Raw genomic sequence first — 26,450 nt, forward strand, 5'->3', positions numbered from 1 at the left:
GGTAGCCAGCCCGCGCCACCTCCAGCTGTCGCGCGGGTGGCCGCTGGCTCAGACCTTGAGCAGCCGCTCGGCGACCTTCGGGGCGATCTGGGCGACGGCGGCCTTGGCGATGGCCTCGTTCTCGACCGAGAAATGGAACGACGCGACCATGTCCATGCCTGCCGCCTTGCGCCCGATGAACACGACGCACGCGCTCTTCTGGTCGCGCGACGGAAGGAAGGTGAGGGTTTCGCAGTAGCCGTAGCTGGCCGAGATGCCGGGGAGCTCCGGCAGCACCACGTCGGACGAGTAGTCGGAGGAGCGGTCGACGTTCGGCGTCGTGGCCTTCCAGTCACGGCACTTCTCGGGGATCGTCCGGCGAATCTCGTCGATGACCTGAGCCGCCGTCGTCTCCTGGAAGCCGAACGCGGAGCTCATCGCCCACTGTCCCTTCGTGAGGGGCCAGATCCGGGTCGCCCGCCCGGTGATGAGATTTTCGCTGCTCAGCCCAGGGTGGCAGTTGGCGAGCAACGCCTGGGTCATCTCCACGGAGGCCGGCTTGCTCGGCCCCGGAAACGAGATCTCAGCCAGAGCGTCCTCCGGCAGGAGCGCCTTCGTGGCCATCGCGAACATCTCGGGATCGGTCAGCTTCACGGCACTCGGGCTCGGGGCGCCGGTGCTCGGCGCGGCGGCCGGCTTCTTTTCCGGAGTCTGGCCGCACGCCGCGACGGCGCCCAGCAGGAGAAGCGTGCTCAGGGCGAGGGATGCCCGGCGGAGGGTCATGTGTGTGGTTCCCCGTGATGGTCAGAGTGCTGGGATGCCGGCGGAGCCTAACCCGTCCCGGGCCCGCCGGGCAGCCCCGTTTCCCCGGAGGCGAGGCCGCCCCCAGGCATCCCCGTTTCCCCGGCACCCGGACGCGGGCCGCCCCCAGGCAACCCTGTCTTCCCGGCATCCCGGATGCTAGGCCGTCCACCGGGCCGCCGGCTCCCCTGGATCCGCCCACGTGCGGTGTCCACCCCGCCGGCCGGCCCCGGACCTGGGATCATGGTCGGGTGGATCCCATCGTGTTGCTGCACGCGTTCCCGTTGTCCTCGGCCATGTTCGCCGCCGTCGACCTGCCCGACCTGATCACCCCCGACCTGGCCGGCTTCGGCACCTCGACCGTGCCCACCGGCGAACCCACCCTGGACACCCTCGCCGACGACGTGGTCGCCGAACTCGACCGGCGCGGGCTCGACCGGGTCGTCCTCGGCGGGGTGTCGATGGGGGGCTACGTGACGATGGCGGTGCTCCGGCGGTACCCGGAAAGGATCGGTGCTCTGATCCTCGCCGACACCAAGGCCGGTGCCGACGCGCCCGACGCCGCCGCCAACCGGCTGAGGATGGCCGAATCGGTCCTGGCCGGGGGCGACGACACCGAGCCGCTCGCCGCCCGGATGCTGGCCCCCGGGTCCCCGGTCATCGAGGAGGTCCAGCGGGGGGTACGCGCCGCGAACCCCGCCGCCGTCGCGTGGGCCCAGCGCGCCATGGCCGCCCGCCCCGACTCCTTCGACACGTTGCGCCAGGTCACCGTGCCGACCCTGGTGCTCGTCGGGGAGCTCGACACCACCACCCCGCCGGCCGAGGCGCACAAGATCGCCGACGCGGTACCGGGCGCCCGGCTCGTCACGATCCCCGGCGCCGGACACCTGCCGCCATGGGAACGTCCCGCCGAGTTCACCGCCGCCGTCCGGGCGTTCACCAGCCAACTGGTGGGGGACCGCTAGGCTCGGCCCATGACCGGCCAGGAACCCGCGCACCCCGAAGAGCCCGCCGAGGCCCTCGAAGAGCTGGCGGACGCCGCCGACCACGCCGCCGAGGAGGTCTCCCGGTTCGGCGCGCCCGGCAAGCCCTTCTCCCGTTCCCCGTTCATCACCGGGCTGGTGGGCGGCGCGGGCCTGATCATGGCGTACGTGGCCTACCAGGCCGTCGTCAGCGTCTGGTCGATGCTGCTCCTGATCTTCGTGGCCGCGTTCCTGGCCGTCGGGCTCAACCCGGCCGTCGTCAGACTGCGCTCCTGGGGGCTGAACCGGGGCGTCGCCGTCGCGATCGTCGGCCTGGGCATGGTGCTCGTGTTCTGCGGCGGCATCGCGGCCCTCATCCCGCCCCTGGTCCAGCAGGGCGACCAGGTGATCGAGAAGTTCCCCGACTACCTCCAGCAGCTGACCCACAACCAGTGGCTGAACGACCTGGACAAGAAGTACGACATCATCACCAAGGTCAAGGGCGCCGCGACCGCCACGAACATCAGCAACCTGTTCGGCGGCGTGCTCGGCGGGGTCAGCACCGTGTTCGGCACCATGTTCAACGCGCTGATGGCCGTCGTGCTGACCTTCTACTTCCTGGCCGCGTTCGACCGGCTCAAGTCCGGGGCCTACAAGCTGGTGCCCGCCTCGCGCCGGGTGCGCGCCGAGCGGCTCGGCGACGAGATCCTCGCCAAGGTCGGCGGGTACATGATCGGGGCCATCGGCATCGCGGCCTGCGCCGGGATCACCTCGTACATCTTCATGCTGATCGTCGGTATCCCGTACGCGTACGCCCTCGCCCTCCTCGTCGCCGTCCTCGACCTGATCCCGCAGGTCGGCGCCACCCTCGGCGCGGTCGTCGTGTGCATCGTCGGCTTCGCGGCCGGCTCCCTCGGGGTCGGCATCGCCTGCGTCGTCTTCTTCGTGGTCTACCAGCAACTGGAGAACTGGATCATCTACCCCAAGGTGATGAACCGGGCCGTGGCGGTGACCGACCTGGCGGCCATCATCGGGGTACTCGTCGGGGTAGCGCTGCTCGGGGTCATCGGCGCGCTGATCGCGGTACCGGCCGTGGCGGCCATGCAGCTGATCATCCGCGAGGTGGTCATGCCCCGCCAGGACCAGTCCTGACCCCCTGACGGCCGGGGCTCTCCCGGCGCCCGGCCCCGGTCCCTACCCGATCCCGTCTTGCCCTGGCCCGCTCCAGCCCCGCCCCAGCCTGCCCCGCTCTGCCGCAGGCTGCCCGCTCCGTCCCGCGTTGGCCTGGACGCGGCCTCTTCTTCCCACCGGCGCGGACCTGTGCTCGCCCGGCACTCCGGTCATTGCCCGGCCCGAGTCCCGGTGATCAGTCGAGGTCGGAGCCTGGCCCAGGTCATTGCCTCACGGACCCCGCGCCGCCCGCAGCACCCCGGACCGAGTTCGAGAGCGGGTTCCGGCCGCTCACCCGGGCGTGGCCTGTCGGATACCGCCACCCGGCCAGGACCACCCGGCCAGGACGGCCAGCCAGGACGGCCGGGACCGCCCGCCCCTCACCTGGGCTGCCTCTCACCTGGAAATGAAACGCCGCCCCAGCTCCGAGTGCACGGAGCGGGGGCGGCGTCGTCAGTTCGGGTGTCGGGCTACTTCGCGGAGGCCGGTGACTTCGGGTGCGTCCCGGGCTCGGTCTTCGCCGGACCGACGGTCGCCTTGGGCGCCTCCGCCTTGTCGGCCTCCCCAGCCTCCTTCGTGCCCGCTGCCTGCCCGGACTCGCCACCGGACTTCACCGTGGAGTCCGGCTTCGCGGCCTCTTCCTTGTCCGCCCCGGACGTCGAGGCTCCGGACGTCGGGGCCCCTGACGCGGAGGTTCCGGATGCGGAGGTACCAGCGGTCCCGGATGTGGAGGTCCCGGCGGTCCCGGACGCGGACGCGGTAGCCCCGGCCTTGGTGTCTGCGGCCTTCGGAGCACCGGAGTCCTTCGCGGCGGAGTCGGCCCCACCGGTGGTGTCCTTCCGGTCGGCCTCAGCGGTCCCGCCCGGACTCTGGACCTTCGCGCTCCCGACAGCCTTGCCCCGCTCGGAATCGCCGGCACCCTTCACGGCGGCCGACCCGGCAGCGCCCCCGGCAACGGCGGCCCCCGTCGCACCGGCGGAACCAGAGCTTCCCCCCGAACCGGCTGCACTCGAACCGGCCGCACTCGAACCGGCCCCACCCGACCCGGCAGCGCCCGACCCGGACCCACTCGAACCAGAAGCAGCGCCCGACCCAGCAGCCGCCGACCCTGCGGCAGACCCGACGGCAGCACCGGACCCGGCATCCACCCCGTCCTCATCCCCGCCACCCCGAGCGGAAGCCCCCCGATCAGCCTCAGTCGCCTGACCGGCAGCCCCCGCCACCGGCGCCATCGCCGCAGCCGGCACCACAGCCGCACCCGCCGGCCGCTTCACCAGGTCGTCGTCCCCGTCCACGGTCGCGAACAACGCGGCCGACTTCCCAGTGAGCCGGGCGAAGGTCTCCCGGAGCTGGGCGAGGTCCTCCCGGATCTCCTGCCGCTTGTCCGCCAGCTCCGCGATCTTGCGGTGGGCGTCGCCGACGATCGACTGCGCCTCGGCGTGCGCGGCGGACAGGGTGGCGGCGGCGGTCTGCTGGGCCGCGTCGACGGCCTTGGTGGTGTGCTCGTCGGCGGTGGACCGGGCGGCGGTCAGGGCCTGCTCCGCGTGGGCCTTGGCCTCGGCGACGAGGCGCTGGGCCTCGGTGCGGGCCTGCTCGGCGGCGGCCTGGGCGGACTTCTGCAGGGTCTCGGCCTTGGTGTGCGCCTCGCCGACCGTGCGCTCGGTCTCCGACTTCACCTCGGCGCGCAGGGCCGTCGTCTCGCGCTGGGCGACGGAGCGCAGCGTGTCGGCGTCCGACTGGGCCTTGGCCAGGGCCTTCTCGCCCTCGGCCCGGTCCTCGGCGGCCTTGCGCTGGGCCTCGGCCCGGAGTTCCTCGATCTCGCGCTGCGCGGTGGCGCGCCGCTCGGCGACCTCGCGCTGGAGCTGCTGGTGCAGCTCGGTGATCTGCTGCTTGGTGGTGGCGCGCAGCTGCTGGGTCTCGGCGTGGGTCTGCTCGGCCTGGGTCCGGGCCTGGGTGAGCATCTGCTCGGACTGGACCTGGCTCTCCGTCTTCAGCGTCTCGACGGACCGCTGGGTCTCGGCGGTCAGCTGGTCGGCCTGGCTCCGGGCGGTCGTCACGAGGCGCTCGGCCTCGGCGCGGGCCTCGGCGAGGGTGCGCTGCGCGTTGGCGGTGGCCTCGTTGACCTGCTTCTCCAGCGCGGTCCGGCGGGCGGTCTCTTCGGCCTCGGCGCTCACCCGGCGGGCGTTGAGGGCCGTCTGGAAGTCCTTGGTCGCCTGCTCGGCCTGCGCGCGGGCCTGTCCGACGGTCTGCTCGGCCTGGCTGCGGGCCTCGGTGAGCGTGCGCTCGGCGGCGGTGCGGTGCTCGGTGATCGCCTGGGTGGCCCGGCTGGTGATCAGGCGGGCCTCCTCCTCGGCGAGGGCGAGGATCTGCTCCACGCGGGGGCCCAGGTGCCGGTACTCGGCCTTGTCGCCCACCACTGTCCGGTTGCGCAGCTCGGCGACCTCGCTCTGGAGCTGTGTGAGCTGGGCAGCGTAGGACTGGGCCTGGGCGAAGGCCTCTTCCCGCTCGGCTGCGAGCCCGGCGACGAAGCCCTCGATCTGTGTCACGTAGCGGTCGACCTGTTTGCGGTCGTACCCCCGCAGCGTGGTTTCGAAGGTTGTCTCGGTGGAGGAATTGCCCAATGTGAACACATCACCCTGCTGACCCATGCACCTAATACTAGCCAGAAGGTATGTGAGGCCGGTGTGAGGAGCACAAGCCCGCGAAAAACAGCGGTGCCCGGCGCGTGACACGCCGGGCACCGCTGGTGGGAACTGCTGTTACTTGTCGTCCTTCTTGACTTCGGCCTTCTCCTCGGACTTCTCCGGGGTGGCGCCGAGCACGGCCCCGAGCGCGCCGCCGCCGATGTTGGCGAGCCCGCCCAGCATCTCGCGGAGCTGGCTGAGCTGCGCGGTGACGGAGTCCCGCTGGCGGGTGAGCTCCTCGACCTCGCGGCGCGCCGCGGTGGTGGTGAGCTCGGCCTCGCTGCGGGCGTCGGCCGTGGCCCGCGCGGCCTCGGACCGGGCGTCCGCCGTGGTCTTCTCGGCGAGCGCCTTGGCCTTCTCGACCGTGTCGTTCGCGGTGCGGTCGGCCTCGATCCGCCGCGACTCGGCCCGCTGCTCGGTCTCCTTGGCCCGCTCGTCGGCGGTGCGGGCACGCTGCTCCGCCTCGGTGACGAGTTTGGCGGTGGAGGCGACGGCGGAGTTGTGCCGCTCGGACTCCTCACGCTCGGAGGTCTCGCGACGTTCCGCGAGTTCGAGGGCGAGGGACTGGAGGTCCTTGTCCCGCTTCTCCTTGGCCTCGGCGTACAGCTTGGTGGCCTCGGCGCGCTTCTCCTCGGCCTCGCGGGCCGCCTTGGCGCGGAGCTGGGTGATCTCCCGCTCGGCGGTGGCCCGCAGGGTGGCGACCTCGCGCTCGACCGTCGCGCGCAGCTCGGCCACCTCGTGGGCGGCGGAGGTACGCAGCTGCTTGGTCTCGCGGTCGGCGTCGGCCCGCAGGGTGTCGGCCTCGCGACGCGCCTGCACCCGCAGCTCGGCGGCCTCGCGCTCGGCGGCCGTCTTCAGGCCGCTCGCCTCGCGCTCGGTGGTCGCCTTCATGGCGGCCGCCTCGGCGCGGGACTTGTCGGTGATCTCGCGAGCCTCCAGCCGGGCGGTGGAGAGGATGCCCTCCGCCTCCCGCTTCGCCTCGGCGCGGTGCTCGTTGGCCTGCTCCTCGGCGAGGCGGAGGATCTGCTCCACCCGGGTGCCGAGCCCCGAGAGCGTGGGCCGTGAGTTCTCCTCGATGGCCTTGGTCTGCTCGGTGACCTTCTGTTCCAGCGAGCCCATCCGCTGTTCGGACTGGCGGAGTCGACGCTGGGCGTCGGTCATCCGCTGCTCGGCCTCGGAACGGGCACCTTCGGACTGGGCCAGGGCGGCGTTGAGCCGCTGGACGAAGTCGTCGACCTGCGCGCGGTCATAACCACGCAGAACGACCGTGAAATCGGGTTGACTGTTCGCTTGCTCGAAGAATGTCATGGAGGGCTGCTGGGGCATTGGCACATACTCGCAGACCGGCAGGGGTCTCGCCAAGGGTGGAAGCCCTTTACGTAGACCGATAAATACGTATACGAACGGTTTCTAACCGTAGGCTCGAGAACACGCTCTGTCAAAAACTACTGTCCTCGGAACCGGTTGATTTCGGCCAGGTGCTTGGCCCGCAGTTCCGGGTTCCGTACGCCTGTTCCTTCCTCAGTGGCGAGACAGAGCACGCCGACCTTGCCCTGGTGCAGGTTGCGGTGTACTTCGAAGGCGGCCTGACCTGCCTGCTCAAGGGAGTAAACGCTGGACAGCGTCGGGTGGATACGGCCCAGCGCGACCAGCCGGTTGGCCTCCCACGCCTCGCGGTAGTTCGCGAAGTGGCTGCCGACGATCCGCTTGAGACTCATCCACAGGTACCGGTTGTCGTAGGTGTGCCAATATCCCGACGTCGACGCGCACGTGACGATGGTGCCGCCGCGCTTGGCGACGTAGACGGAGGCGCCGAACGTCTCGCGGCCCGGGTGCTCGAAGACGATGTCGGGGTCCTCGCCGCCGGTGAGCTCGCGGATCTTCGCCCCGAACCGGCGCCACTCGCGCTCGTCCTGGGTGTTCTCGTCCTTCCAGAACTGGTAGTCCCGGCGGTCGATGATGAGCTCGGCGCCCATCTTCCGGCAGATCTCGGCCTTCTCCTCGCTGGAGACCACGCAGATCGGGATCGCGCCACCGTTGAGTGCCATCTGGGTGGCGTAGGAGCCGAGGCCGCCGGACGCGCCCCAGATCAGGACGATGTCGCCCTGCTTCATGTCGGCGCCGTTCTTGGAGACCAGCTGCCGGTACGCGGTGGAGTTGACCAGCCCGGGGCTCGCCGCCTCCTCCCAGGTGAGGTGGTCGGGCTTCGGCATCAGCTGGTTCGCCTTGACGAGGGCCAGTTCGGCGAGCCCGCCGAAGTTGGTCTCGAAGCCCCAGATCCGCTGCTGCGGGTCGAGCATCGTGTCGTCGTGGCCCTGGTGCTCCTCGAGTTCCACGTTCAGGCAGTGCGCGACGACCTCGTCGCCGACCTTCCACTTGGTGACGCCCGCGCCGACGGCGAGCACGACACCGGCGGCGTCGGAGCCGATCACGTGGTACGGCAGGTCGTGCCGCTTGGTCAGCTCCGACAGCTTCCCGTACTTCTCCAGGAACTTGAACGTCGACACCGGCTCGAAGATCGAGGTCCAGACGGTGTTGTAGTTGACCGCGCTGGCCATGACGGCGATCAGCGCCTCGCCGGGGCCGACCTCGGGGGTCGGCACCTCCTGGACCCGCATGGACTGCCGGGGGTCCTTGTCGCGGTGCGCGACGCCCTCGAACATCCGCTCGTCCTCCTTGCGGACGACGACGCCCCGGTAGGTCTCCGGGATCTTGATGGCGGCCAGTGCCTCGCGGTCGCCCGCGTCGATCGCGGTGCGGATGTCGTCCATGGGTGCCTCCTGTGACCGGCGTCTCTGCCCGCATGTTACTCATGGGTAGCAGGGTGCGCGCAGCACTCTGTGAGATACCGCACTCCGGTCATACGTTGTCACATGAACGATCGTTAAGGAAGCCCTTCCGGGAAGAAATTCCGGCCTCAGTGGCCGGCTGCGGGCTCGACGAGTTCGACCAGTACGCCCCCGGCGTCCTTGGGGTGCACGAAGTTGATCCGGGAGTCCGAGGTGCCCCGGCGGGGGGCGTCGTAGAGGAGCCGGACGCCGCGTTCGCGCAGCTTGGCGCAGGCGACGTCGATGTCGGCCACCGTGTAGGCGACCTGCTGGACGCCCGGGCCGGAGCGGTCGAGGAACTTCGCGATCGTGGACTCCGGGGACAGCGGGGCGAGAAGCTGGACGCAGCCGCCCTCGGCGGTGGGCCCGACGGCGAGCATCGCCTCGCGTACCCCCTGTTCCTCGTTGGTCTCGGTGTGGACACAGCGCATGCCGAAGGTGTTCTCATAGAACGCGATGGCGACGTCGAGGTCGGCTACGGCCACCCCGACGTGGTCGATGCGGAGCAGGCCGATACCGTCGGAACGGGGTGCTGCCCCCGGGGCTGCGGATGTGGTCATGCCCCTAGTCTGGACGAACTTCAATCGTGGAGGCGACATGGGCTCGGTGATCGTCAACGGCGCGCGTACCCCGATGGGGCGGCTGCTCGGCAACCTCAAGGACTTCTCGGCCACCCAGCTGGGATCCGTCGCGATCAAGGCCGCTCTCGAGCGGGCCGGGGTCGCGCCGGAGCAGGTCCAGTACGTGATCATGGGTCAGGTGCTGCAGGCCGGCGCGGGGCAGATCCCCGCCCGCCAGGCGGCCATCGGGGCGGGCATCCCGCTCAACGTCCCCGCGCTGACCATCAACAAGGTCTGCCTCTCCGGGCTCGACGCGATCGCGCTGGCCGACCAGCTGATCCGCGCCGGTGAGGTCGACATCGTCGTCGCCGGCGGCATGGAGTCCATGACCAACGCGCCGCACCTGCTCGTCGGCCAGCGCGCCGGGTACAAGTACGGCGACGTGGTGATCAAGGACCACATGGCCCTCGACGGCCTGACCGACGCGTACGACAACATCCCGATGGGCGAGTCGACCGAGCGGTTCGTCGGCAAGCTGAACATCTCCCGCGAGGAGCAGGACGCGTTCGCGGCCCGCAGCCACCAGCGGGCGGCCAAGGCGCAGAGCAACGGCGTGTTCGCCGACGAGATCGCGCCGGTCAGCGTGCCGCAGCGCAAGGGCGACCCGGTCGTGCTGTCCGAGGACGAGGGCATCCGCCCGGACACCACGGTCGAGACCCTGGCGAAGCTGCGCCCGGCGTTCGACAAGAACGGCACCATCACGGCCGGCACCTCGTCCCCGATCTCCGACGGCGCCGCCGCCGTGATCGTGATGAGCAAGGCCAAGGCCGAGGAGCTCGGCCTGGAGTGGATCGCGGAGATCGGCGCGCACGGCAACGTCGCGGGTCCGGACAACTCGCTGCACTCCCAGCCGTCCAACGCGATCAAGCACGCCCTCGACAAGGAGGGCCTGACGGTCGCGGACCTGGACCTGATCGAGATCAACGAGGCGTTCGCGGCCGTGGGCATCCAGTCGATGCGCGACCTGGGCGTCAGCGACGAGATCGTCAACGTCAACGGCGGGGCGATCGCGCTCGGCCACCCGATCGGCATGTCCGGCGCCCGGCTGGCGCTGACCCTCGCGCTGGAGCTCAAGCGCCGGGGTGGCGGGGTCGGCGCGGCCGCGCTCTGCGGTGGTGGCGGCCAGGGTGACGCGTTGCTTCTCCGCGTGCCGCGTAGCTGATGCGCGGAGGGGTACCACTGGCGTTCTTCGCCCAGCTCCTCGGCGGCCAACCGGCCACCGAGGCGGCTGACGGCTACGACGGTTACGAGTTCTGGCTGGGGGCCGACGCGAACGGCACCGGCGGGGCGCTGATCGTCATGCGCGAGGACGAGCCGATGGTGCCCGACGAGCCGTACTGCCTGGTCTGGGGCGAGCAGGAGGGGACGACGTACGGCGGCGTCCGCGCGGTGACCGTGACCGAGGGCCAGGTCGAGTTCGATCTGGCCCCCGGGAACGCCGCCGAGCTGGATGTGCCCCGGACGTTCCGGATCGCGTTCGCCCCGGACCAGACCGAGATCGTACGAAAAGGCCTACAGCGGACACTGGGTGAGGAAGTCGTGGCATGACGCAGGACGAGGCCCCGGCCCGGTTCCGACTCCGCGACGCCGACGTCCCGACCCTGGTCGGCCTGGCCCGCGAGGGCGACCCGCGCGCCGTGGCCCGGCTGATCACCCTGGTGGAGAACGCCAGCCCGCTGTCCCGGGAGATCGCCGCCGAACTCGCCCCGCACACCGGCCGCGCGCCGGTGATCGGCATGACCGGCTCGCCGGGGGTCGGCAAGTCCACGACGACGTCCGCGCTGGTCACGGCCTACCGCCTGGCCGGCAAACGGGTCGGGGTGCTCGCCGTGGACCCGTCGAGCCCGTTCTCCGGCGGCGCGATCCTCGGCGACCGGGTCCGGATGCAGGACCACGCCACCGACCCCGGGGTGTACATCCGCTCGATGTCCAGCCGGGGCCACCTCGGCGGGCTGTCGGCGACCACCCCGCAGGCCGTCCGGGTCCTGGAGGGCGCCGGCTGCGACGTGATCATCATCGAGACGGTCGGCGTCGGCCAGGCCGAGGTCGAGATCGCCTCCCTCGCGGACACCACGCTCGTGCTGCTCGCCCCGGGGATGGGCGACGGGATCCAGGCCGTCAAGGCCGGCATCCTGGAGATCGCCGACATCTTCGTGGTCAACAAGGCCGACCGGGACGGCGCGGACAGCACCGCGCGCGACATCCGGGGCATGGTCGCCCTGAGCGCGCCCGGTCCGGGGGCCTGGCGGCCGGAGCTGGTCAAGACCGTGGCCTCGAAGAACGAGGGCATCGATCTGGTACTCGGCGCGATCGACAACCACCGCGAATGGCTGATCACGCACGGTGAACTCGACCGGCGTCGTACCGCCCGCGCATCGGCCGAGATCGAGGCCCTCGCACTATCCACTCTGCGGGCAAAGCTGGGCAACCTGCGCGGTGAGGCCGCATTGCCCGATCTGGCGGCAAAGGTGGCCACGGGAGGTCTCGATCCGTTCACAGCCGCGGACGCGCTTCTCGCTGGCCTTTCGCAGTAGCTAAGCTCCCTGCGCGGTCCCCTGCGATGTGGCTCGGGCGCGGAATCAGGGGAGGCTACGTTGACGGCTTGGACCGTCACGCTGCGTGGGATCAGGTACCGCTGGGGCCGCTCTCTCGCCGTGCTGCTGTTGGCCACCGTGGCCGTGACCGCCGCGGTCCTGGCCCCGGCGTACGCGCGGGCCGCCCAGCAGTCCGTCCTCCTCGACGGCCTGACCAACGCGCCCCCGACCGCCACCGGCCTGCTGGTCGCCGCGGCCACCCCGGCGGACGCGGCGGCGGCCCCGACGACGGGTACCAAGCTCGCGATCGGCAACGCGCTGCTGCGGTACCCGACCCTGAAGGCCGCGTTCGGCGTGCCGGTCGCGTCCGTGGAGGCCGAGTCACTGTTCGGTGACCCGTCCGACGCGCTGGCCGCGCGGCTCGCGTACCGCGACGGGGTCTGCGAGCACCTCGTCGTCACCGGGGCCTGCCCGGCCACCGAGGGCCAGGTACTGGTCAGCGACCGGTCCGCCAAGGACAACGGCCTGGCGGTCGGCCAGCAGGTCACCCTGCGCGGCAAGCCCGGCAAGGCCCGGACCCTGACCATCACGGGTACCTACACCCCGACGAACGCCTCCGAGAGCTACTGGGGCCGCACCGCCTACTTCACCGCCGGTGTCCCCGGCCCCGACGGCGCGAGCACCCGGACCGACACCCTGTTCACCTCCGTCGAGGACGACGTCCGGGCGCTCGGCACCGACGCGCGGGTCCGGGTCGAGTACCCGCTGAAGGCCACCGCCCTGAACCTCGACAACGTGGCCGGCGCCCGCGAGGATCTCAAACTCCTCAGCCGCGCCCTGCCGTCGGCCGGCGGGCTGCAGGTCACCTCCGCGCTGCCCGGCGTCCTCGACGACATCGTGGTGGAGCAGGAGGCGGTCGCGCGCAACGTACCCGTCGTGGCCATTCCGCTCGTCCTGCTCAGCCTGTTCGTGCTGTTCCTGCTGGTCGCCGCCGTGACCGAGGAACGCTCACCCGAGCTGGCCCTGGCCAAGCTGCGCGGCTACCCGCTGGCCCGCGCCGGCCGGTTCGGGCTCGCCGAGACCCTGGTCCTGATCGTGCTGGCCGCCCCGCTCGGGCTCGTCGCCGGCATGCTGCTGGTCCGGGCCGCCGCGTCCCTGGTCCTCGCGCCGGGCACCTCCGTCGACCTGTCGGGCGCCGTGCTGCTCACCGCCCTGGCCGCCGTCGCGGGGGCCGTGCTCGCCGCCCTCGGGGCCGGCTGGCGCACCCTGGGCCGGCCGGTACTGGCCCTGCTCCGCCGGGTACCCAACCGGGCGAAGTGGCGGGCGACGATGCTGGAGGTGGCGGCGGCGACGTTGGCGGCGGTGGCCCTGTTCCAGGCCTTCCGGGACCGGTCCTCCGCGCTCGCCCTGGTCGCCGCGCCCCTGTTGGCCCTGGTCGCGGGCATGGCCGTCGCCCGGCTGCTCACCGGCTACGCCCGCAGCTCGCTCCGCCGCGCCGGCCGCCGGGGCCGGCTCGCCGCCCTGCTGTCCGCCGCGCAGCTCGCCCGCCGCCCCGCCGGACACCGGATCGTCGTCGTCCTCACCGTCGCCGTCGCGCTGCTCACCTTCGCCGCCACCTCCTGGGACGTGGCCGCCGGGGCGCGGGCCGAACGGGCCCGGCAGACCGTCGGCGCCGACCGGGTCTACACCGTCGACGTCGCCCACCCCGACGCGCTCGTCGCCGCCGTCGCCCGGGCCGACCCGTCGGGCAGTTCGATGGCCGTCGTCCGGGGCCAGGCCCACTACGGCGACGGCTCCGTCGAACTCCTCGCCGTCGAGTCCGCCAAACTCCCCGCCGTCGCCAACTGGGCCGGCCGGGACCTCCCGGCGCTCGCCGGCAAGCTGCGCCCCGGCGCGGTCGCCCCGGTCGTGGTCAAGGACCGGATCGACGTCGACGCCGTCATCTACGGGCTGAAGACGGAGAAGGACAGGCCGCTGCGGCTGGTCGCCGTCGTCAGCGCCGCCGGGGAACCGCCCCGCACCGTGGGCCTCGGCGTGCTCAGCACCGGCCCGCACACCTACGGCGCCCCGCTGCCCGGCTGCGCCACCGGCTGCCGGCTGCTCGGGCTGGGCGTGTCGCGCACCCCGGGCAGTACCGACGTGTTCACGGTCGACCTCGCGGTCAACGCCGTCCGGGGCGCCGACGGTCCGGTCGACGCCGGCTTCGACGCGGAGGGCCGGTGGCGCAGGCTCGCCGCCCGCGCCCCGCAGGCCGAGCTGACCGTCCGCGCCGGCCCCGCCCTGGGCCTCAGCGTCCGCAGCGGCGACGCCGGCGACGTGATCGCCGAACACGTGTCCGCCCCCGACGTGATCCCGGCCGTGGCCGTCGGGGCCGTGCCCAAGGGCGACGCGTTCTCGTTCCCGGCGCTCACCGAGAAGCCCCAGCAGTTCGGCGTCGCGGCCCGGGGCGACCTGCTGCCCCGCGCCGGCGACCGGGGGCTGCTGTTCGACCTGGACTACGCGGTGCGCTCCGCCGAGCGGACCACGAGCCTCGCGGACACCGACACCCTGCGGTACGAGGTCTGGGCCTCCCCGAAGGCCCCCGCCGACCTGGGCGCCCGGCTCACGGCGGCCGGCGCCCGGGTGGTCGGCACCGAGTCGATCGACGGCACGGTGACCCGGCTCGAACGGCTGGCCCCGGCGCTGTCCCTGCGGCTGTACCTGCTCGCGGGCGCCGCCGCCGTCCTCCTCGCGGTCGGCGCGGTGCTGCTGACCGCGTACGTCGGCGCGACCACCCGGCTCAACGAACTCGCCGCGCTCCGGCTCGCCGGGGTGCCCGCGCGCACGCTGCGCCGGGGGGTGCTGCGCGAGTACCGCGCGCTGCTCGGGATCCCGCTGCTCGTCGGCGCGGTGACCGGGATCGGCGGGGCGGCCCTGATGCTGCCCGGCCTGCAACTCGTCTCGGTCCGCGACCCCGCCGGCCTGGGCACGATGGCCGACGCGTTCGGCGCGGGCTGGCTGCCGGTGGCGCTCGTGGCCGTGGTGTGCGGCCTCGGGTTGGCCGTCGCCGTGGTGCTCCGGATGTTCGCGGGCGCGTCCCCGCACCGACTGCGGGAGGGTGAGCGATGACCGAGCCCCGACACGACCAGAACGGTGGGGCCCATGAGTTCCGGGGTTGGTTGGCAGATCCGGAACCGGAGGCGGAGCAGGTGACCGAGCAGTGGGCTCCGGCCGCGCCCGCCCGGGAGCCCTGGCCGGCCGCCGAGCCCGCCGCCCCGGACCGGGAGCCCTGGCCGCCCGCCGCCGCGCAGGAGACCCCCGCGCCGGTCCGCGAGCCGTGGCCGCCCGCCGCCGAGCCCCCGGCCCGCGAGCCGTGGCCCGCCGCGCCTCCCGTCGAGCAGTGGACCGCCCCGGCCCGCGAGCCCGACCAGGACCTGTGGAACCCGGTCCGCCGCCCCGAGGCCCTGCCGCCGCCCGCGGAGGCCACCTGGCCGCGCGAACAGGCTCCGGCCGCCCCCGAGCCCACCTGGCTCCGCGACCACGCCCCCGCCACCCCGGCTCCCGCCCTGACCGACCTCGACCGCCCCCTGACCCGCCGCGACGTCACCGGCTACACCACCTCGGGCGTGCCCCTGGTGCGCCGGGTCGCCGGCGCGGCGGTCACCTGCCGGGGCCTGGTGTACATCTACCGCCTGGAGGGCTACGACGTCGTCGCCCTGTCCGGCGTGGACCTCGACATCGCCCCGGGCGAGTCCGTGGCCCTCGTCGGCCCGTCGGGCGCCGGCAAGTCGACGCTGCTGTCCCTGCTCGCGGGTCTGATCTCGCCGGCGGCCGGCCGGCTGGAGGTCGGCCCGCATGACCTGGCCAAGGCCACCGAGGTCGAACTCCAGCGGATGCGGGCCGCCGACATCGGCGTGATCCTGCAGGGCGCGGGCCGCAACCTGCTGCCGTACCTGACGGCGGAGCAGAACATCCACTTCGCCCAGGGCGGCGCGGCCCGCCGGGACCGCAGCGGCCTGCCCAAGCCGAAGGAGCTGCTCAGCCTCGTCGGGATGAGCGGCCGGCGCGCCCGGCTCCGGCCGTCGGAGATGACCCCGGGGGAGCGCCAGCGCCTCGCCCTGGCCGTCGGGATCGCCAACGGCGCGGGCCTGCTGCTCGCCGACGAGCCGACCAGCCAGCTCGACGCCCGGTCCCGGGACGAGATGCTCCGGGCCCTCGACGCGGTCAACCGGGCGGGTACCACCGTCGTGGTGGTCACCCACGACCCCGAGGTCGGCGCGCAGATGGGCCGCACGGTCACGATCCGCGACGGCCGGGTCGGCGCCGAGGGGCTGCGCGGCGAGGACTTCGCCGTGATCGGGCGCGACGGTTCGCTCCATTTGCCCCCAGAGGTACTCGAGGTTTATGCACCTGGAACCTTGATGCGGGTTGAGTTGCAACCGGACGGAACGGTACGACTGAACGCGATGACCCCGCCCCAGGAGGACCAGTGAAGACCCTTGTAGTCGACGGACTGACCGTCAGGTACGACGACCACGCCGTGCTGACCGATGTGTCCGTCGTCGCGGCGCCCGGCCAGCTCCTCGCGGTGACCGGCACGTCGGGGGCCGGCAAGACCACCCTGCTGTGGGCGATGGCGGGGCTGCTGAAGCCCGCTGCCGGCGCGGTCACCGTGGACGGCGCGGCGCTGCGGGACCGCGACCACGCGGTGTCCGAGGGCGTGGTGCTGATGCCGCAGGACAACGGGCTGGCCGCGATCCTGACGGCCAACGAGAACGTGCAGGTCGCGCTGCTCGCGGGTGGGGTCAGCCCGAACGACGCCGCGCAGCGCACCGCCGACAGCCTGGAGAAGCTGGGCCTCACCGGCCAGGCCGAGCAGCTGGTCGAGGAGATGTCCGGCGGCCAGCAGCAGCGGGCGTCCATCGCCCGGGGCCTGGCCATGCACGGCACGATCGTGCTGGCCGACGAGATCACCAGCGAGCTGGACGCGCAGAACCGGCAGCGGGTGATCGAGCTGCTCCAGGCCGAGGCCCGGCGGGGCGCGGCGGTCGTGTTCGCCACCCACGACCCGGAGGCGGCGGCCGCGTGCGACGCGGAGCTGCACCTGGTCGACGGCCGCGCGGAACTCGTCCGGGGTTAGAGACGACGGGTACGGGGGCCGCGCCGGCCCCCGCCTCCCGGTCAGTTCTCCTCGTACTCCGGGGTGTGGATGTCGTCCACGAGGATGTTCACCTCGGACACGGCCACGCCCAGCATCCGCTCGACGGCCTCGATCACGTTGGCCCGCACGGCGTCGCACACGGTCAGCACCACGTGCCCGTACTCGACCACCAGGGTCAGGCGCACCTCCGCCTGCCCGCCGGTCAGCTCGACGGCCACGCCCCGGGTCGCCGAGGCGTCCGTCGTGCCGAGCCCGATCCGTTCGCGGACCGACTGGAACATCCGCGACACGTCGCCACCGAGGTCGTGCACGCCCTCGACCTCGCGGGCCGCGATCGCCGCGACCTTCTCGACCACCTCGTCGGCCACCCGGGTCACGCCCCTGCTCGCCGGGATCTCGGCGGTACCCCGGCGGTCCGGGGCCCCGCCGGCGCGGCGCTCCGGGGTGGTGTCGGCGGCCGCCCGGCGCTCGGCGCGCGGTGGGTCGACGCGCTGGGGTTCGGTGCGCTGCTCCGGGATCTGTTCGAGCTGCTGCTGCTCGGCGCGGCGAAAGGCGCTCAGCGAGTGTTGCCCCGTGGGGGGCTCGACGACCACCGGGGGCACGTAGCCGACGGGGTAGTTGTTGGTGTTCACCGGTGCGTACTCCTCCGGGACCGGGACATAACCACCCAGGCGGGGGGCCGACGCGTCAGGCTGCTCCGTCATAGTTCGCAGCCTATGGCCGGTGTCAACCGTCGCCGGGGCGCCGGGTGGCGAACCGCCGGGGCGCCGGGTGGCGAATCCCGACTGGCGGACACGGTGAGGCTCCCTAGCGATCGTTAAGGTGCCCGGCCTACTATTCGGAGCGGGGCGCCACCGCGCCTGTTGTGAGTACAGACCCAAACCCAGGGGGATGTCGTGGACGCCGAGCAGATCGCCGCAGGCCGGGCCCGGTGGCAGGAGCGGTACGAGAAGTCGAGGGTCCGCGACGCGGACTTCACCACCTTGTCCGGCGAGACCGTCGAACCGGCCTACGGGCCGCCCGAGGGGGTCGACTACCCCGGGTTCGAGCGGATCGGCTGGCCGGGCGAGTTCCCGTACACCCGGGGCCTCTACCCGACCGGGTACCGGGGCCGGACGTGGACGATCCGGCAGTTCGCCGGCTTCGGCAACGCCCAGCAGACCAACGAGCGCTACCACCTGCTGCTCAACTCGGGCACCGGCGGCCTGTCCGTCGCGTTCGACATGCCGACCCTGATGGGCCGCGACTCCGACGACCCGAAGGCGCTGGGCGAGGTCGGGCACTGCGGGGTGGCGATCGACTCCGCCGCCGACATGGAGACCCTGTTCCAGGGCATCCCGCTCGGCGACATCACGACCTCGATGACGATCTCGGGCCCCGCCGTCCCGGTGTTCTGCATGTACCTGGTGGCGGCCGAGCGCCAGGGCGTGGACATCCACGGGCTGGACGGCACGCTGCAGACGGACATCTTCAAGGAGTACATCGCGCAGAAGGAGTGGCTGTTCCCGCCCCAGCCGCACCTGCGCCTGATCGGCGACCTGATGGAGTACTGCGCGGCGGAGATCCCCAAGTACAAGCCGCTGTCGGTGTCGGGGTACCACATCCGCGAGGCCGGGGCGACCGCCGCGCAGGAGCTGGCGTACACCCTGGCGGACGGCTTCGGCTACGTCGAGCTGGGCCTGTCGCGCGGCATGGACATCAACCGGTTCGCCCCGGGCCTGTCGTTCTTCTTCGACGCGCACGTGGACTTCTTCGAGGAGATCGCCAAGTTCCGCGCGGCCCGGCGGATCTGGGCCCGCTGGCTGCGGGACACCTACGGCGCGACCAGCGAGAAGGCGCTCTGGCTGAAGTTCCACACCCAGACGGCCGGCGTGTCGCTGACGGCGCAGCAGCCGTACAACAACGTGGTCCGCACCGCCGTCGAGGCCCTGGCGGCCGTCCTGGGCGGCACGAACTCGCTGCACACGAACGCCCTGGACGAGACCCTGGCGCTGCCGACGGACTCCTCGGCCGAGATCGCGATGCGCACCCAGGCCGTCCTCATGGAGGAGATGGGCCTGACGAACGTGGCCGACCCGCTCGGCGGCTCGTGGTACGTGGAGGCGCTCACCGACCAGGTCGAGGCCGAGGCGGAGCGGATCTTCGCGAAGATCCTGGAGATCGGCGGCGACGGCACGATCACCACGGGCCTGCTCAAGGGCATCGAGGACGGGTACTTCATGGCGGAGATCGCCGAGAGCGCCTTCGTGTACCAGAAGGCCCTGGAGTCCGGGGACAAGCGGATCGTCGGGGTCAACTGCCACACGGAGACGATCAGCCACGAGCTGGAGATCCTCCGCGTCTCGCACGAGGTCGAGGTCGAGCAGAAGAAGCTGCTGGCCGACCGCAAGGCGGCGCGCGACGACGCCCGGGTCCAGGCGGCGCTGGCCGACCTCGTGGCGGTCGCGCGCACCGACGGGAACATGGTCCCGCCGATGCTGGAGGCCTGCCGCGCGGAGGCGACCCTGGGCGAGATCTGTGACGTCCTGCGGGCGGAGTGGGGAGAGTACCGGGAGCCGGCCCGCTTCTGACAGACTTTCTCCCATGAAGCAGCTCGATCCGCGCAACGCACCATCGATGTTCACCCGTGGCGCCGTCGACCTCGGCGCGATCCGGGACCGGGCGGCGGCCCAGGCGAAAGCCGAAGCCGCCGCCGCGGCCGGTGCTCCGGCGGCCCCGGAACCCGCCCCGGCGGGCGGCTCGATCATCGACGTGACCGAGGCGACGTTCCAGGAGGTGATGGAGCGGTCGCTGACGGTCCCCGTCCTGTTGCTGTTCAGCACCGAGTGGGCGACCGAGGCCGCCGAACTCCGGGCCGAACTGGAACGCCTCGCCACCGAGGCCGAGGGCGCGTTCGTCCTCGGTCGGGTCGACGCCGAGAAGGAGGCACGGGTCACCCAGGCCTTCCGGGTCCAGAGCGTCCCCACGGTGTACGCCGTGATCGGCGGCCAGCCCACCCCCGGCTTCGAGGGCGTGATCGACAACGCCCAGCTGAAGCAGTTCGTGGACGCCGTGATCAAGGCGGGCGGCGGCGAACCGGCCGAGGCGCCGGAGGACCCGCGCCTGCTGGCGGCCGAGGACGCGCTGATGGACGGGGAGCTGGACACCGCCGCGGCGGCGTACGGCGAGCTCCTGGCGGAGAACCCGGGGGACGCGGTGGCCCAGGCCGGGCTCGCGCAGGTGGAGCTCCTCCGCCGGATCGCCGGGGTCGACCCGCACGCGGCCCTGGCCGCCGCCGAGGCCGCCCCCGACGACGTGGCCGCCCAGACCCTGGCCGCCGACATCGAGGTGCTGTCCGGAAACGCCGAGCAGGGCTACAGTCGGCTCGTCGGGCTCGTCCGGCGCACCTCCGGGGCCGAGCGCGACCAGGCCAGGCTGCACCTGATCTCCCTCCTCGCCCTCGCGGCGCCCGAGGACCCGGTCGTCGCGAAGGCGCGCCGGGCCCTGGCCAGCGCGCTGTTCTGACAGGACCGCCATGCCCTCCGGCCCACCGGACGACCCGAGCACCGCGCGCAGGATCGCGGTGCTCGACGCGCCGTCGAACCTCGGCCTCCGCCCGCCGACCATCGGGTCGGTCCCGGGCTGCGGCAAGGCTCCCGGCGCGCTGCGTGACGCCCGGATCGTGGACCGGCTGAAGGCGTACGACGCCGGGTGCGTCACCCCGCCCCGGTACGACCCCGGGGAGTGGCGCCCCGGCGACGGCGTGGCCCAGGCGGGCTCCGTCGCGGTGTACTCGAAACTCCTCGCGGCCCGGATCGGCGGCCTCCTCGACCAGGACTACTTCCCGGTGGTCCTGGGCGGGGACTGCTCGATCACCCTGGGGGTGGCCCTGGCGCTCCGCCGGCGGTCGCTGGCCATGGCGGCCGAGGAGGCGGCGCACGCGGCCCGGGAGGCGGCCCGGGTGGCGGAGTCGAACACGGACCCGGAGCGGTACGCGGCGGAGGTCGCCGCCGCCGTGCGGGCCACCGTCCTGCCGCCCCAGTTGCCCGAGGGCCCCCGCTACGGCCTGGTGTACCTCGACGGGCACTCCGACTTCCGGCACGAGGGCAACGCGCCGTTCGTGGGGGCGGCGGCGGGGGAGAACCTGGCGTTGGCGACCGGACGGGGCCAGTTGGCGCTGACGGACATCGACGACCTGAAGCCGTACCTGCACGACCAGGACGTCGTGGTGCTCGGCATCCGCCAGCACGACGAGCACCGGATGGACCTGCGCGCGGCGGGGATCGAGCACCGCACGGTGCCGGCGCTGCGCGCCGAGGGGGCGTCCCGCAGCGCCGCGTGGGCCCGGGAGGTGCTGGCCGACTGCGCCGGCTACTGGGTGCACGTGGACGTCGACATCCTCGACCCGTCGGTGATGCCCGCCGTGGACGCCCCGGACCCGGGCGGCATCGCCTACGGGGAGCTGGAGCTGCTGATCGCGGGTCTAACGGACGCGCCCGAGTGCCTGGGCCTGCACATCTCCGTGTTCGACCCCGACTACGACCCGACCGGGACCTACGCCGAGGAGCTGGTCCAGCTGCTGGTCAACGGGCTCGGAGTCTAGGTTGATCACCGAGAGTTACCACACACTGAGTGCGATTCAATCACGCTCCGTGCGCGTTGTACCAGGGTGGGGAAGCGTGATTGTCCGGTACGCCATGATGTGTCATCGGCTATCCGGCCAGCACACGGCATCCGGGTGGACCAAACCCGACTGGCCGTTCAGTCGGGACCGGGCAGCGCATAGGCTGGGATCCAGCACACAGCGCGGTGGGCGAAGGGGAGTGGACCCATATGGAACGGCGTCCGGCGACCGTGACAGACACCATAGAGAGTCTGTCTGGGATCGGTGTCGATGACGAGGCCGAGCTCGCAGAGCCGGTACCGAACCGCGATCGTTTGATCGCCGATGCGTGCGCGTTGGCGGGTGAGAAAGATCAAGAACTGGCCGAGTTGTACTGGCGCCTCGTCCCCGACGAGGAGCTCGTCGACGAGAGCCCGCAGGACATGCTGCACGCGACCCTGGAGCACCAGGCCCTGGCGGCCCAACGGCTCCCGGGCGAGCTGAAGCTCGACGTCAGCACGCCGACCAGCGACGGGCACACCACCGTCACCGTGGTGACCGACGACATGCCGTTCCTGGTGGACTCCGTGACCGCCGCCCTGATGGGCGAGGGCCTGGGCATCCGCCTGCTCGTGCACCCGCAGGTCGTGGTGAGCCGCGAGCCGCTCGGCCGCCTGACGGCGCTGTTCCCGTCGGTCGACCCCGACGACGCGACCGGCGACCAGCTCGTGGAGAGCTGGATGCGGATCGAGGTGGACCGGGTCCGCGACGAGGACCAGGCCACGTCGCTGCGCAACGCCATCCAGCGGGTCCTCACCGACGTGCGCGAGGTCAACGAGGACTGGCCGAAGCTCCAGCACCGGGCGCTGAGCCTGGCCGACGAGCTGTCCGGCGCCAAGCTGCCCGTGCCCGACAAGGACATCAACGACACCGTGGAGCTGCTGCGCTGGTTGGCGCAGGACAACTTCACCCTCCTGGGCTACCGGGAGTACGACCTGGTGGACGGCGAGTTCCTCCAGGCCAAGCTCGGCACGGGCCTCGGCATCCTGCGCCAGGACTCCACGACGCCGCGCGCGCTGTCCTCCATGACCCCGGAGGCGTACGCGAAGGCGCTGGACCAGCGGCTCCTGATCATCACGAAGGCCAACTCCCGGGCCACGGTGCACCGCACCGCGTACCTGGACTACATCGGCGTGAAGACGTTCGACGAGAACGGCGTCGTCAACGGCGAGCGGCGGTTCCTGGGCCTGTTCGGCTCCGGCGCGTACCTGCACTCGGTGCGCGACCTGCCGGTGATCCGGCGCAAGGTCGACGAGGTGCTGGACCGCTCGGGCCTGTCCCCGCGCAGCCACTCGGGCAAGGACCTGATGGAGGTCCTGGAGACCTACCCGCGCGACGAGCTGTTCCAGATCTCCACCGACGAGCTGTTCCACACCGCGATGGGCGTGCTGCGCCTGGCCGGGCGCCGCCAGCTCAAGCTGTTCGTCCGCAAGGACGCCTACGGCCGGTTCATCTCGTGCATGGTGTACCTGCCGCGGGACCGGTTCACCACCGGCAACCGGCTGAAGATGCAGGAGATCCTGCTCGCCGAGCTCAACGGCATCGGGGTGGACTACACGACCCGGGTGTCGGAGTCGACCCTGGCCCGGGTGCACTTCATCGTGCGCACCGACCCGGCCGCCCCGCCCGGGGAGATCGACACCGACGCGATCAGCGAGAAGCTGTCGGACGCGACCCGGCTGTGGGACGACGACTTCCGGCTCGTCCTCGACCGGCACCTCGGCGAGGACCAGGAGAAGCGGCTGTTCGCGCGGTACATCGACGCGTACCCGCAGACCTACAAGGACGAGCACACCCCGACCGAGGCCGCGAAGGACATCGCGAAGCTGGAGCTGGTGGACGAGCCGGGCGAGCTGGCCCTGCACCTGTTCCGCCGGCGCAAGAACGACGCGGACCTGCGGTTCAAGGTGTTCCGGTTCGGCGAGCCCATGGTGCTCTCGGCGGTCCTGCCCGTGCTGCACTCCCTCGGCTTCAAGGTCACCGACGAGCGGCCGTACGAGATCCGCCGCTCCGACGGCACGGTCTACCTGTACGACTTCGGCCTCGTGGCGCCCGAGGACTCCTCCCCGGCGCCCGAGATCCGGGCCACCGTGGAGAACGCGTTCTCGGCCACCTGGCACGGCGAGGCCGAGGTCGACGGGCTCAACCAGCTGGTGCTGCGCGCCGGGCTGTCCTGGCGGCAGGTCGTGGTGCTCCGCGCGTACGCGAAGTACCTGCGGCAGGCCGGGACGGTCTTCTCCCAGGAGTACATGGAGGAGACGTTCATCGCCTACCCGGGCGTCGCGACGCTGCTGGTGGCGCTGTTCGAGACCCGGTTCGACCCGCAGCTGGGCCTGACCGAGGAGGCCCGCTCGACGCACGCCGACGAGCTGGTCGTCGCGCTGAAGGCGGAGCTGGACCAGGTCGGGAGCCTCGACCAGGACCGGATCCTGCGCAGCTTCCTCACCCTGATCCAGGCGACGCTGCGCACCTCGTTCTTCCAGCGCTCGACCGGCGGCCGGCCGAAGTCCTACATCGCCTTCAAGCTCAACCCGGAGGCGATCCCGGACCTGCCCCAGCCCCGCCCGAAGTACGAGATCTGGGTGTACTCGCCGCGCTTCGAGGGCGTGCACCTGCGGTTCGGCGCGGTCGCCCGGGGCGGTCTGCGCTGGTCGGACCGCCGCGAGGACTTCCGGACCGAGATCCTCGGCCTGGTCAAGGCCCAGATGGTGAAGAACGCGGTCATCGTGCCGGTCGGCTCGAAGGGCGGCTTCGTCCTCAAGCAGGCGCCGCCGGCCGCCGACCGGGACGCGTTCTTCGCCGAGGGCGTGGCCTGCTACAAGCTGTTCATCTCGGCGCTCCTCGACGTCACGGACAACCTGGTCGCGGGCAAGATCGTGCCGCCGGCCGAGGTGGTCCGGCACGACGGCGACGACCCGTACCTGGTGGTGGCCGCGGACAAGGGCACCGCGACGTTCTCGGACACGGCGAACGGCATCTCCGAGGCGTACGGCTTCTGGCTGGGCGACGCGTTCGCCTCCGGCGGCTCGGCCGGCTACGACCACAAGAAGATGGGCATCACCGCCAAGGGCGCGTGGGAGTCGGTCAAGCGGCACTTCCGCGAGATGGGGCTCAACACCCAGACGCAGGAGTTCACGGTCGTCGGCGTCGGTGACATGTCCGGCGACGTGTTCGGCAACGGCATGCTGCTGTCGGAGCACATCCGGCTGGTGGCCGCGTTCGACCACCGGCACATCTTCCTCGACCCGACCCCGGTCGCGGCGACGTCGTTCGCCGAGCGCGCGCGCCTGTTCGAGGTGCCGCGCAGCAGCTGGGACGACTACGACAAGTCGCTGATCTCGGCCGGCGGGGGCGTGTTCCCGCGCACCCTGAAGTCGATCCCGCTGACCCCCGAGGTCCGGGCCTCGCTCGGCCTGGACGAGGGCGTCACCGAGCTGTCCCCGCCGGACCTGATGAAGGCCATCCTCAAGGCCCCCGTCGACCTGTTCTGGAACGGCGGCATCGGCACGTACGTCAAGTCCTCGCAGGAGAGCCACGCGGACGTCGGCGACAAGGCCAACGACGCGATCCGGGTCAACGGCAGGGACCTGCGGGTCAAGGTCGTCGGCGAGGGCGGCAACCTGGGCTGCACCCAGCGCGGCCGGATCGAGTACAGCCTCGCGGGCGGGCACATCAACACCGACGCCATCGACAACTCGGCCGGCGTCGACTGCTCCGACCACGAGGTCAACATCAAGATCCTGCTCAACGGGGTCATGCAGCGCGCCGAGCTGGACCTGGCCGAGCGCAACGTCCTGCTCGCCGAGATGACCGACGAGGTCGCGGAGCTGGTGCTGGCCGACAACTACGGCCAGGCCACCGCGCTCGGCAACGCCCGGGCCCAGTCGCACTCGCTGCTGCCCGTGCACCGCCGCCTCATCGCGGAGCTGGAGCGGGTCGGCCGGGTCAACCGGGAACTCGAGGCACTGCCGACGGAGGAGGAGCTCGACGCCCGCGACGCGGCGGGTCTGGGCCTCACCTCGCCGGAGTTCGCGGTGCTGCTGGCCTACGTCAAGATCGTGCTGGAGGACGAGATCCTGGCGTCCGCCGTGCCCGACGAGGACTGGACGACCGAGGTGCTGGCCGGCTACTTCCCGACCCCGCTGCGGGAGCGGTACGCGGCCGACATGCACAACCACGCCCTCCGCCGCGAGATCGTCACCACGGTCCTCGTCAACGAGGTCGTCAACCGGGGCGGCATCTCCTTCGTGTTCCGCGCGGCGGCCGAGACCGGGGCGGACCCGGCCGACGTCCTGCGCGCGTACGTGGTGGTCCGCGAGGTGTTCGGGCTGCGCGACCTGTGGCGGGCGGTGGAGGCCCTCGACAACGAGGTCCCGACCGACACCCAGACCCTCGTGCTCCTGGAGGCCCGCCGGCTGATGGACCGGGCGGTGCGCTGGATCGTGCAGAACCGCCGGGTGCCGCTGGACGTGCCCGCCGAGATCGCCCGACTCCGGCCCGGCGTGGCCAAGCTCCTCCCCGAGCTGAACACCCTGTTCCGGGGCGCGGAGCGGACGGCGCTGCGGGCGCACATCACGATGCTCACCGAGAAGGGCATCCCGGAGCAGCTCGCGGACTGGGCCACCCGGCTCATCTACGGCTTCGGGGTCATCGACATCGTGGAGGTGGCCACCGCCACGGGGGCCCAGCTCGACGAGGTCGCGGGGGTGTACTTCGTCCTGTCCGAGCGGTTCCGGGTGGACTCCCTGCTCACGAAGATCTCGCAGCTGCCCCGGGCGGACACCTGGCAGACCCTCGCCCGGATGGCCCTGCGCTACGACCTGTACGCGGCCCTGGCGGCGCTCACCGCCGAGGTCCTCGCGGCGTCGGGTCCCGACCTGTCGGCCGAGGAGCGGGTCGACGTGTGGGAGCAGGTCAACGCGGCGTCCATCGTGCGGGCCCGCAACGCGATCGGCGAGTTCGACGACTCGCGCGCGGACCTGGCCCCGCTGTCGGTGCTGCTCCGCCAGATCCGCACCCTGGTCAGGACGTCGGCGGCGTAGACCATACAGAGGGGTACGGAAGCCTTCCGTACCCCTCGAACGGGTTTG

General features: G+C 72.1%; 18 protein-coding genes. 12 read left to right on the forward strand and 6 right to left on the reverse strand.

The genetic code is table 11. The features are described 5' to 3' along the window. Positions 1 to 48: 48 nt before the first annotated feature. Positions 49 to 762 carry a hypothetical protein gene (locus AB0M43_RS25295; protein WP_363728240.1) on the reverse strand — a complete coding sequence of 238 codons (714 nt, stop codon included), beginning with the start codon at positions 760 to 762 and terminating at the stop codon, positions 49 to 51. 269 nt (positions 763 to 1,031) lie between these two features. Between AB0M43_RS25295 and AB0M43_RS25300 the strand changes: the two genes are divergently transcribed. Together AB0M43_RS25300 and AB0M43_RS25305 are read left to right on the forward strand one after the other, a co-directional pair. Further along, entirely contained in the window at positions 1,032 to 1,745 is a 714-nt protein-coding gene (locus AB0M43_RS25300) for an alpha/beta fold hydrolase (protein WP_363728241.1), read from the forward strand. Between the two features lie 9 nt (positions 1,746 to 1,754). Further along, positions 1,755 to 2,894: an AI-2E family transporter gene (locus tag AB0M43_RS25305; protein ID WP_363728242.1), complete on the forward strand. Its 1,140-nt coding sequence runs from the start codon at positions 1,755 to 1,757 to the stop codon at positions 2,892 to 2,894. Between the two features lie 488 nt (positions 2,895 to 3,382). On the opposite strand, the gene AB0M43_RS25310 is transcribed toward AB0M43_RS25305, so the two are convergent. The 4 genes from AB0M43_RS25310 to mce all read right to left on the reverse strand — a co-directional run bounded on the left by AB0M43_RS25310 (position 3,383) and on the right by mce (position 8,984). After that, complete coding sequence (locus AB0M43_RS25310) at positions 3,383 to 5,560, reverse strand: hypothetical protein (RefSeq protein WP_363728243.1); 2,178 nt, start codon at positions 5,558 to 5,560, stop codon at positions 3,383 to 3,385. A gap of 111 nt (positions 5,561 to 5,671) precedes the next feature. After that, positions 5,672 to 6,922 (reverse strand): DivIVA domain-containing protein, encoded by a 1,251-nt coding sequence (locus AB0M43_RS25315; RefSeq protein WP_363728244.1) that lies wholly within the window; start codon positions 6,920 to 6,922, stop codon positions 5,672 to 5,674. 119 nt (positions 6,923 to 7,041) lie between these two features. Further along, on the reverse strand, positions 7,042 to 8,367 hold the full coding sequence (gene ccrA, locus AB0M43_RS25320) for a crotonyl-CoA carboxylase/reductase (RefSeq protein ID WP_363728245.1): 1,326 nt from the start codon (positions 8,365 to 8,367) through the stop codon (positions 7,042 to 7,044). Between the two features lie 146 nt (positions 8,368 to 8,513). Then, positions 8,514 to 8,984: a methylmalonyl-CoA epimerase gene (mce, locus tag AB0M43_RS25325; protein ID WP_363728246.1), complete on the reverse strand. Its 471-nt coding sequence runs from the start codon at positions 8,982 to 8,984 to the stop codon at positions 8,514 to 8,516. 37 nt (positions 8,985 to 9,021) lie between these two features. On the opposite strand from mce, the gene AB0M43_RS25330 reads away from it, so the two are divergent. The 6 genes from AB0M43_RS25330 to AB0M43_RS25355 are packed head-to-tail and all read left to right on the forward strand — an operon-like array spanning position 9,022 to position 16,697. Then, positions 9,022 to 10,206 (forward strand): acetyl-CoA C-acetyltransferase, encoded by a 1,185-nt coding sequence (locus tag AB0M43_RS25330; RefSeq protein ID WP_363728563.1) that lies wholly within the window; start codon positions 9,022 to 9,024, stop codon positions 10,204 to 10,206. Next, the gene (locus tag AB0M43_RS25335) at positions 10,206 to 10,592 is read left to right on the forward strand and encodes a hypothetical protein (protein WP_363728247.1); all 387 of its coding nucleotides are present in this window, start codon (positions 10,206 to 10,208) and stop codon (positions 10,590 to 10,592) included. The genes AB0M43_RS25330 and AB0M43_RS25335 overlap by 1 nt, the downstream gene beginning before the upstream one ends. Continuing rightward, entirely contained in the window at positions 10,589 to 11,578 is a 990-nt protein-coding gene (gene meaB / locus AB0M43_RS25340) for a methylmalonyl Co-A mutase-associated GTPase MeaB (RefSeq protein WP_363728248.1), read from the forward strand. The genes AB0M43_RS25335 and meaB overlap by 4 nt, the downstream gene beginning before the upstream one ends. A 60-nt stretch (positions 11,579 to 11,638) precedes the next feature. After that, a complete protein-coding gene (locus tag AB0M43_RS25345) occupies positions 11,639 to 14,686 on the forward strand; it encodes a hypothetical protein (RefSeq protein ID WP_363728249.1) in 3,048 nt (1,015 codons plus the stop codon). Continuing rightward, positions 14,683 to 16,050 (forward strand): ATP-binding cassette domain-containing protein, encoded by a 1,368-nt coding sequence (locus AB0M43_RS25350; protein ID WP_363728250.1) that lies wholly within the window; start codon positions 14,683 to 14,685, stop codon positions 16,048 to 16,050. The genes AB0M43_RS25345 and AB0M43_RS25350 overlap by 4 nt, the downstream gene beginning before the upstream one ends. After that, entirely contained in the window at positions 16,047 to 16,697 is a 651-nt protein-coding gene (locus tag AB0M43_RS25355) for an ATP-binding cassette domain-containing protein (protein ID WP_363728251.1), read from the forward strand. Before AB0M43_RS25350 ends, AB0M43_RS25355 begins: the two co-directional genes overlap by 4 nt. A gap of 41 nt (positions 16,698 to 16,738) precedes the next feature. Here AB0M43_RS25355 and AB0M43_RS25360 read toward each other — a convergent pair whose 3' ends face one another. After that, positions 16,739 to 17,422 (reverse strand): Asp23/Gls24 family envelope stress response protein, encoded by a 684-nt coding sequence (locus AB0M43_RS25360; protein WP_363728252.1) that lies wholly within the window; start codon positions 17,420 to 17,422, stop codon positions 16,739 to 16,741. Positions 17,423 to 17,614: 192 nt separating this feature from the next. Here AB0M43_RS25360 and AB0M43_RS25365 point away from each other — a divergent pair, with 192 nt between their 5' ends. The 4 genes from AB0M43_RS25365 (at position 17,615) to AB0M43_RS25380 (ending at position 26,402) form a co-directional block, all read left to right on the forward strand. Next, complete coding sequence (locus AB0M43_RS25365; protein WP_363728253.1) at positions 17,615 to 19,288, forward strand: methylmalonyl-CoA mutase family protein; 1,674 nt, start codon at positions 17,615 to 17,617, stop codon at positions 19,286 to 19,288. Between the two features lie 13 nt (positions 19,289 to 19,301). Further along, entirely contained in the window at positions 19,302 to 20,222 is a 921-nt protein-coding gene (locus AB0M43_RS25370) for a tetratricopeptide repeat protein (RefSeq protein ID WP_363728254.1), read from the forward strand. 10 nt (positions 20,223 to 20,232) lie between these two features. After that, positions 20,233 to 21,300, forward strand: a complete 1,068-nt coding sequence (locus tag AB0M43_RS25375) for an arginase family protein (protein WP_363728255.1) — start codon at positions 20,233 to 20,235, stop codon at positions 21,298 to 21,300. Positions 21,301 to 21,530: 230 nt separating this feature from the next. Continuing rightward, the gene (locus tag AB0M43_RS25380; RefSeq protein ID WP_363728256.1) at positions 21,531 to 26,402 is read left to right on the forward strand and encodes an NAD-glutamate dehydrogenase; all 4,872 of its coding nucleotides are present in this window, start codon (positions 21,531 to 21,533) and stop codon (positions 26,400 to 26,402) included. The last annotated feature ends 48 nt before the right edge of the window (positions 26,403 to 26,450 follow it).

The organism is Longispora sp. NPDC051575 (assembly GCF_040681875.1).
Lineage (GTDB): Bacteria > Actinomycetota > Actinomycetes > Mycobacteriales > Micromonosporaceae > Longispora.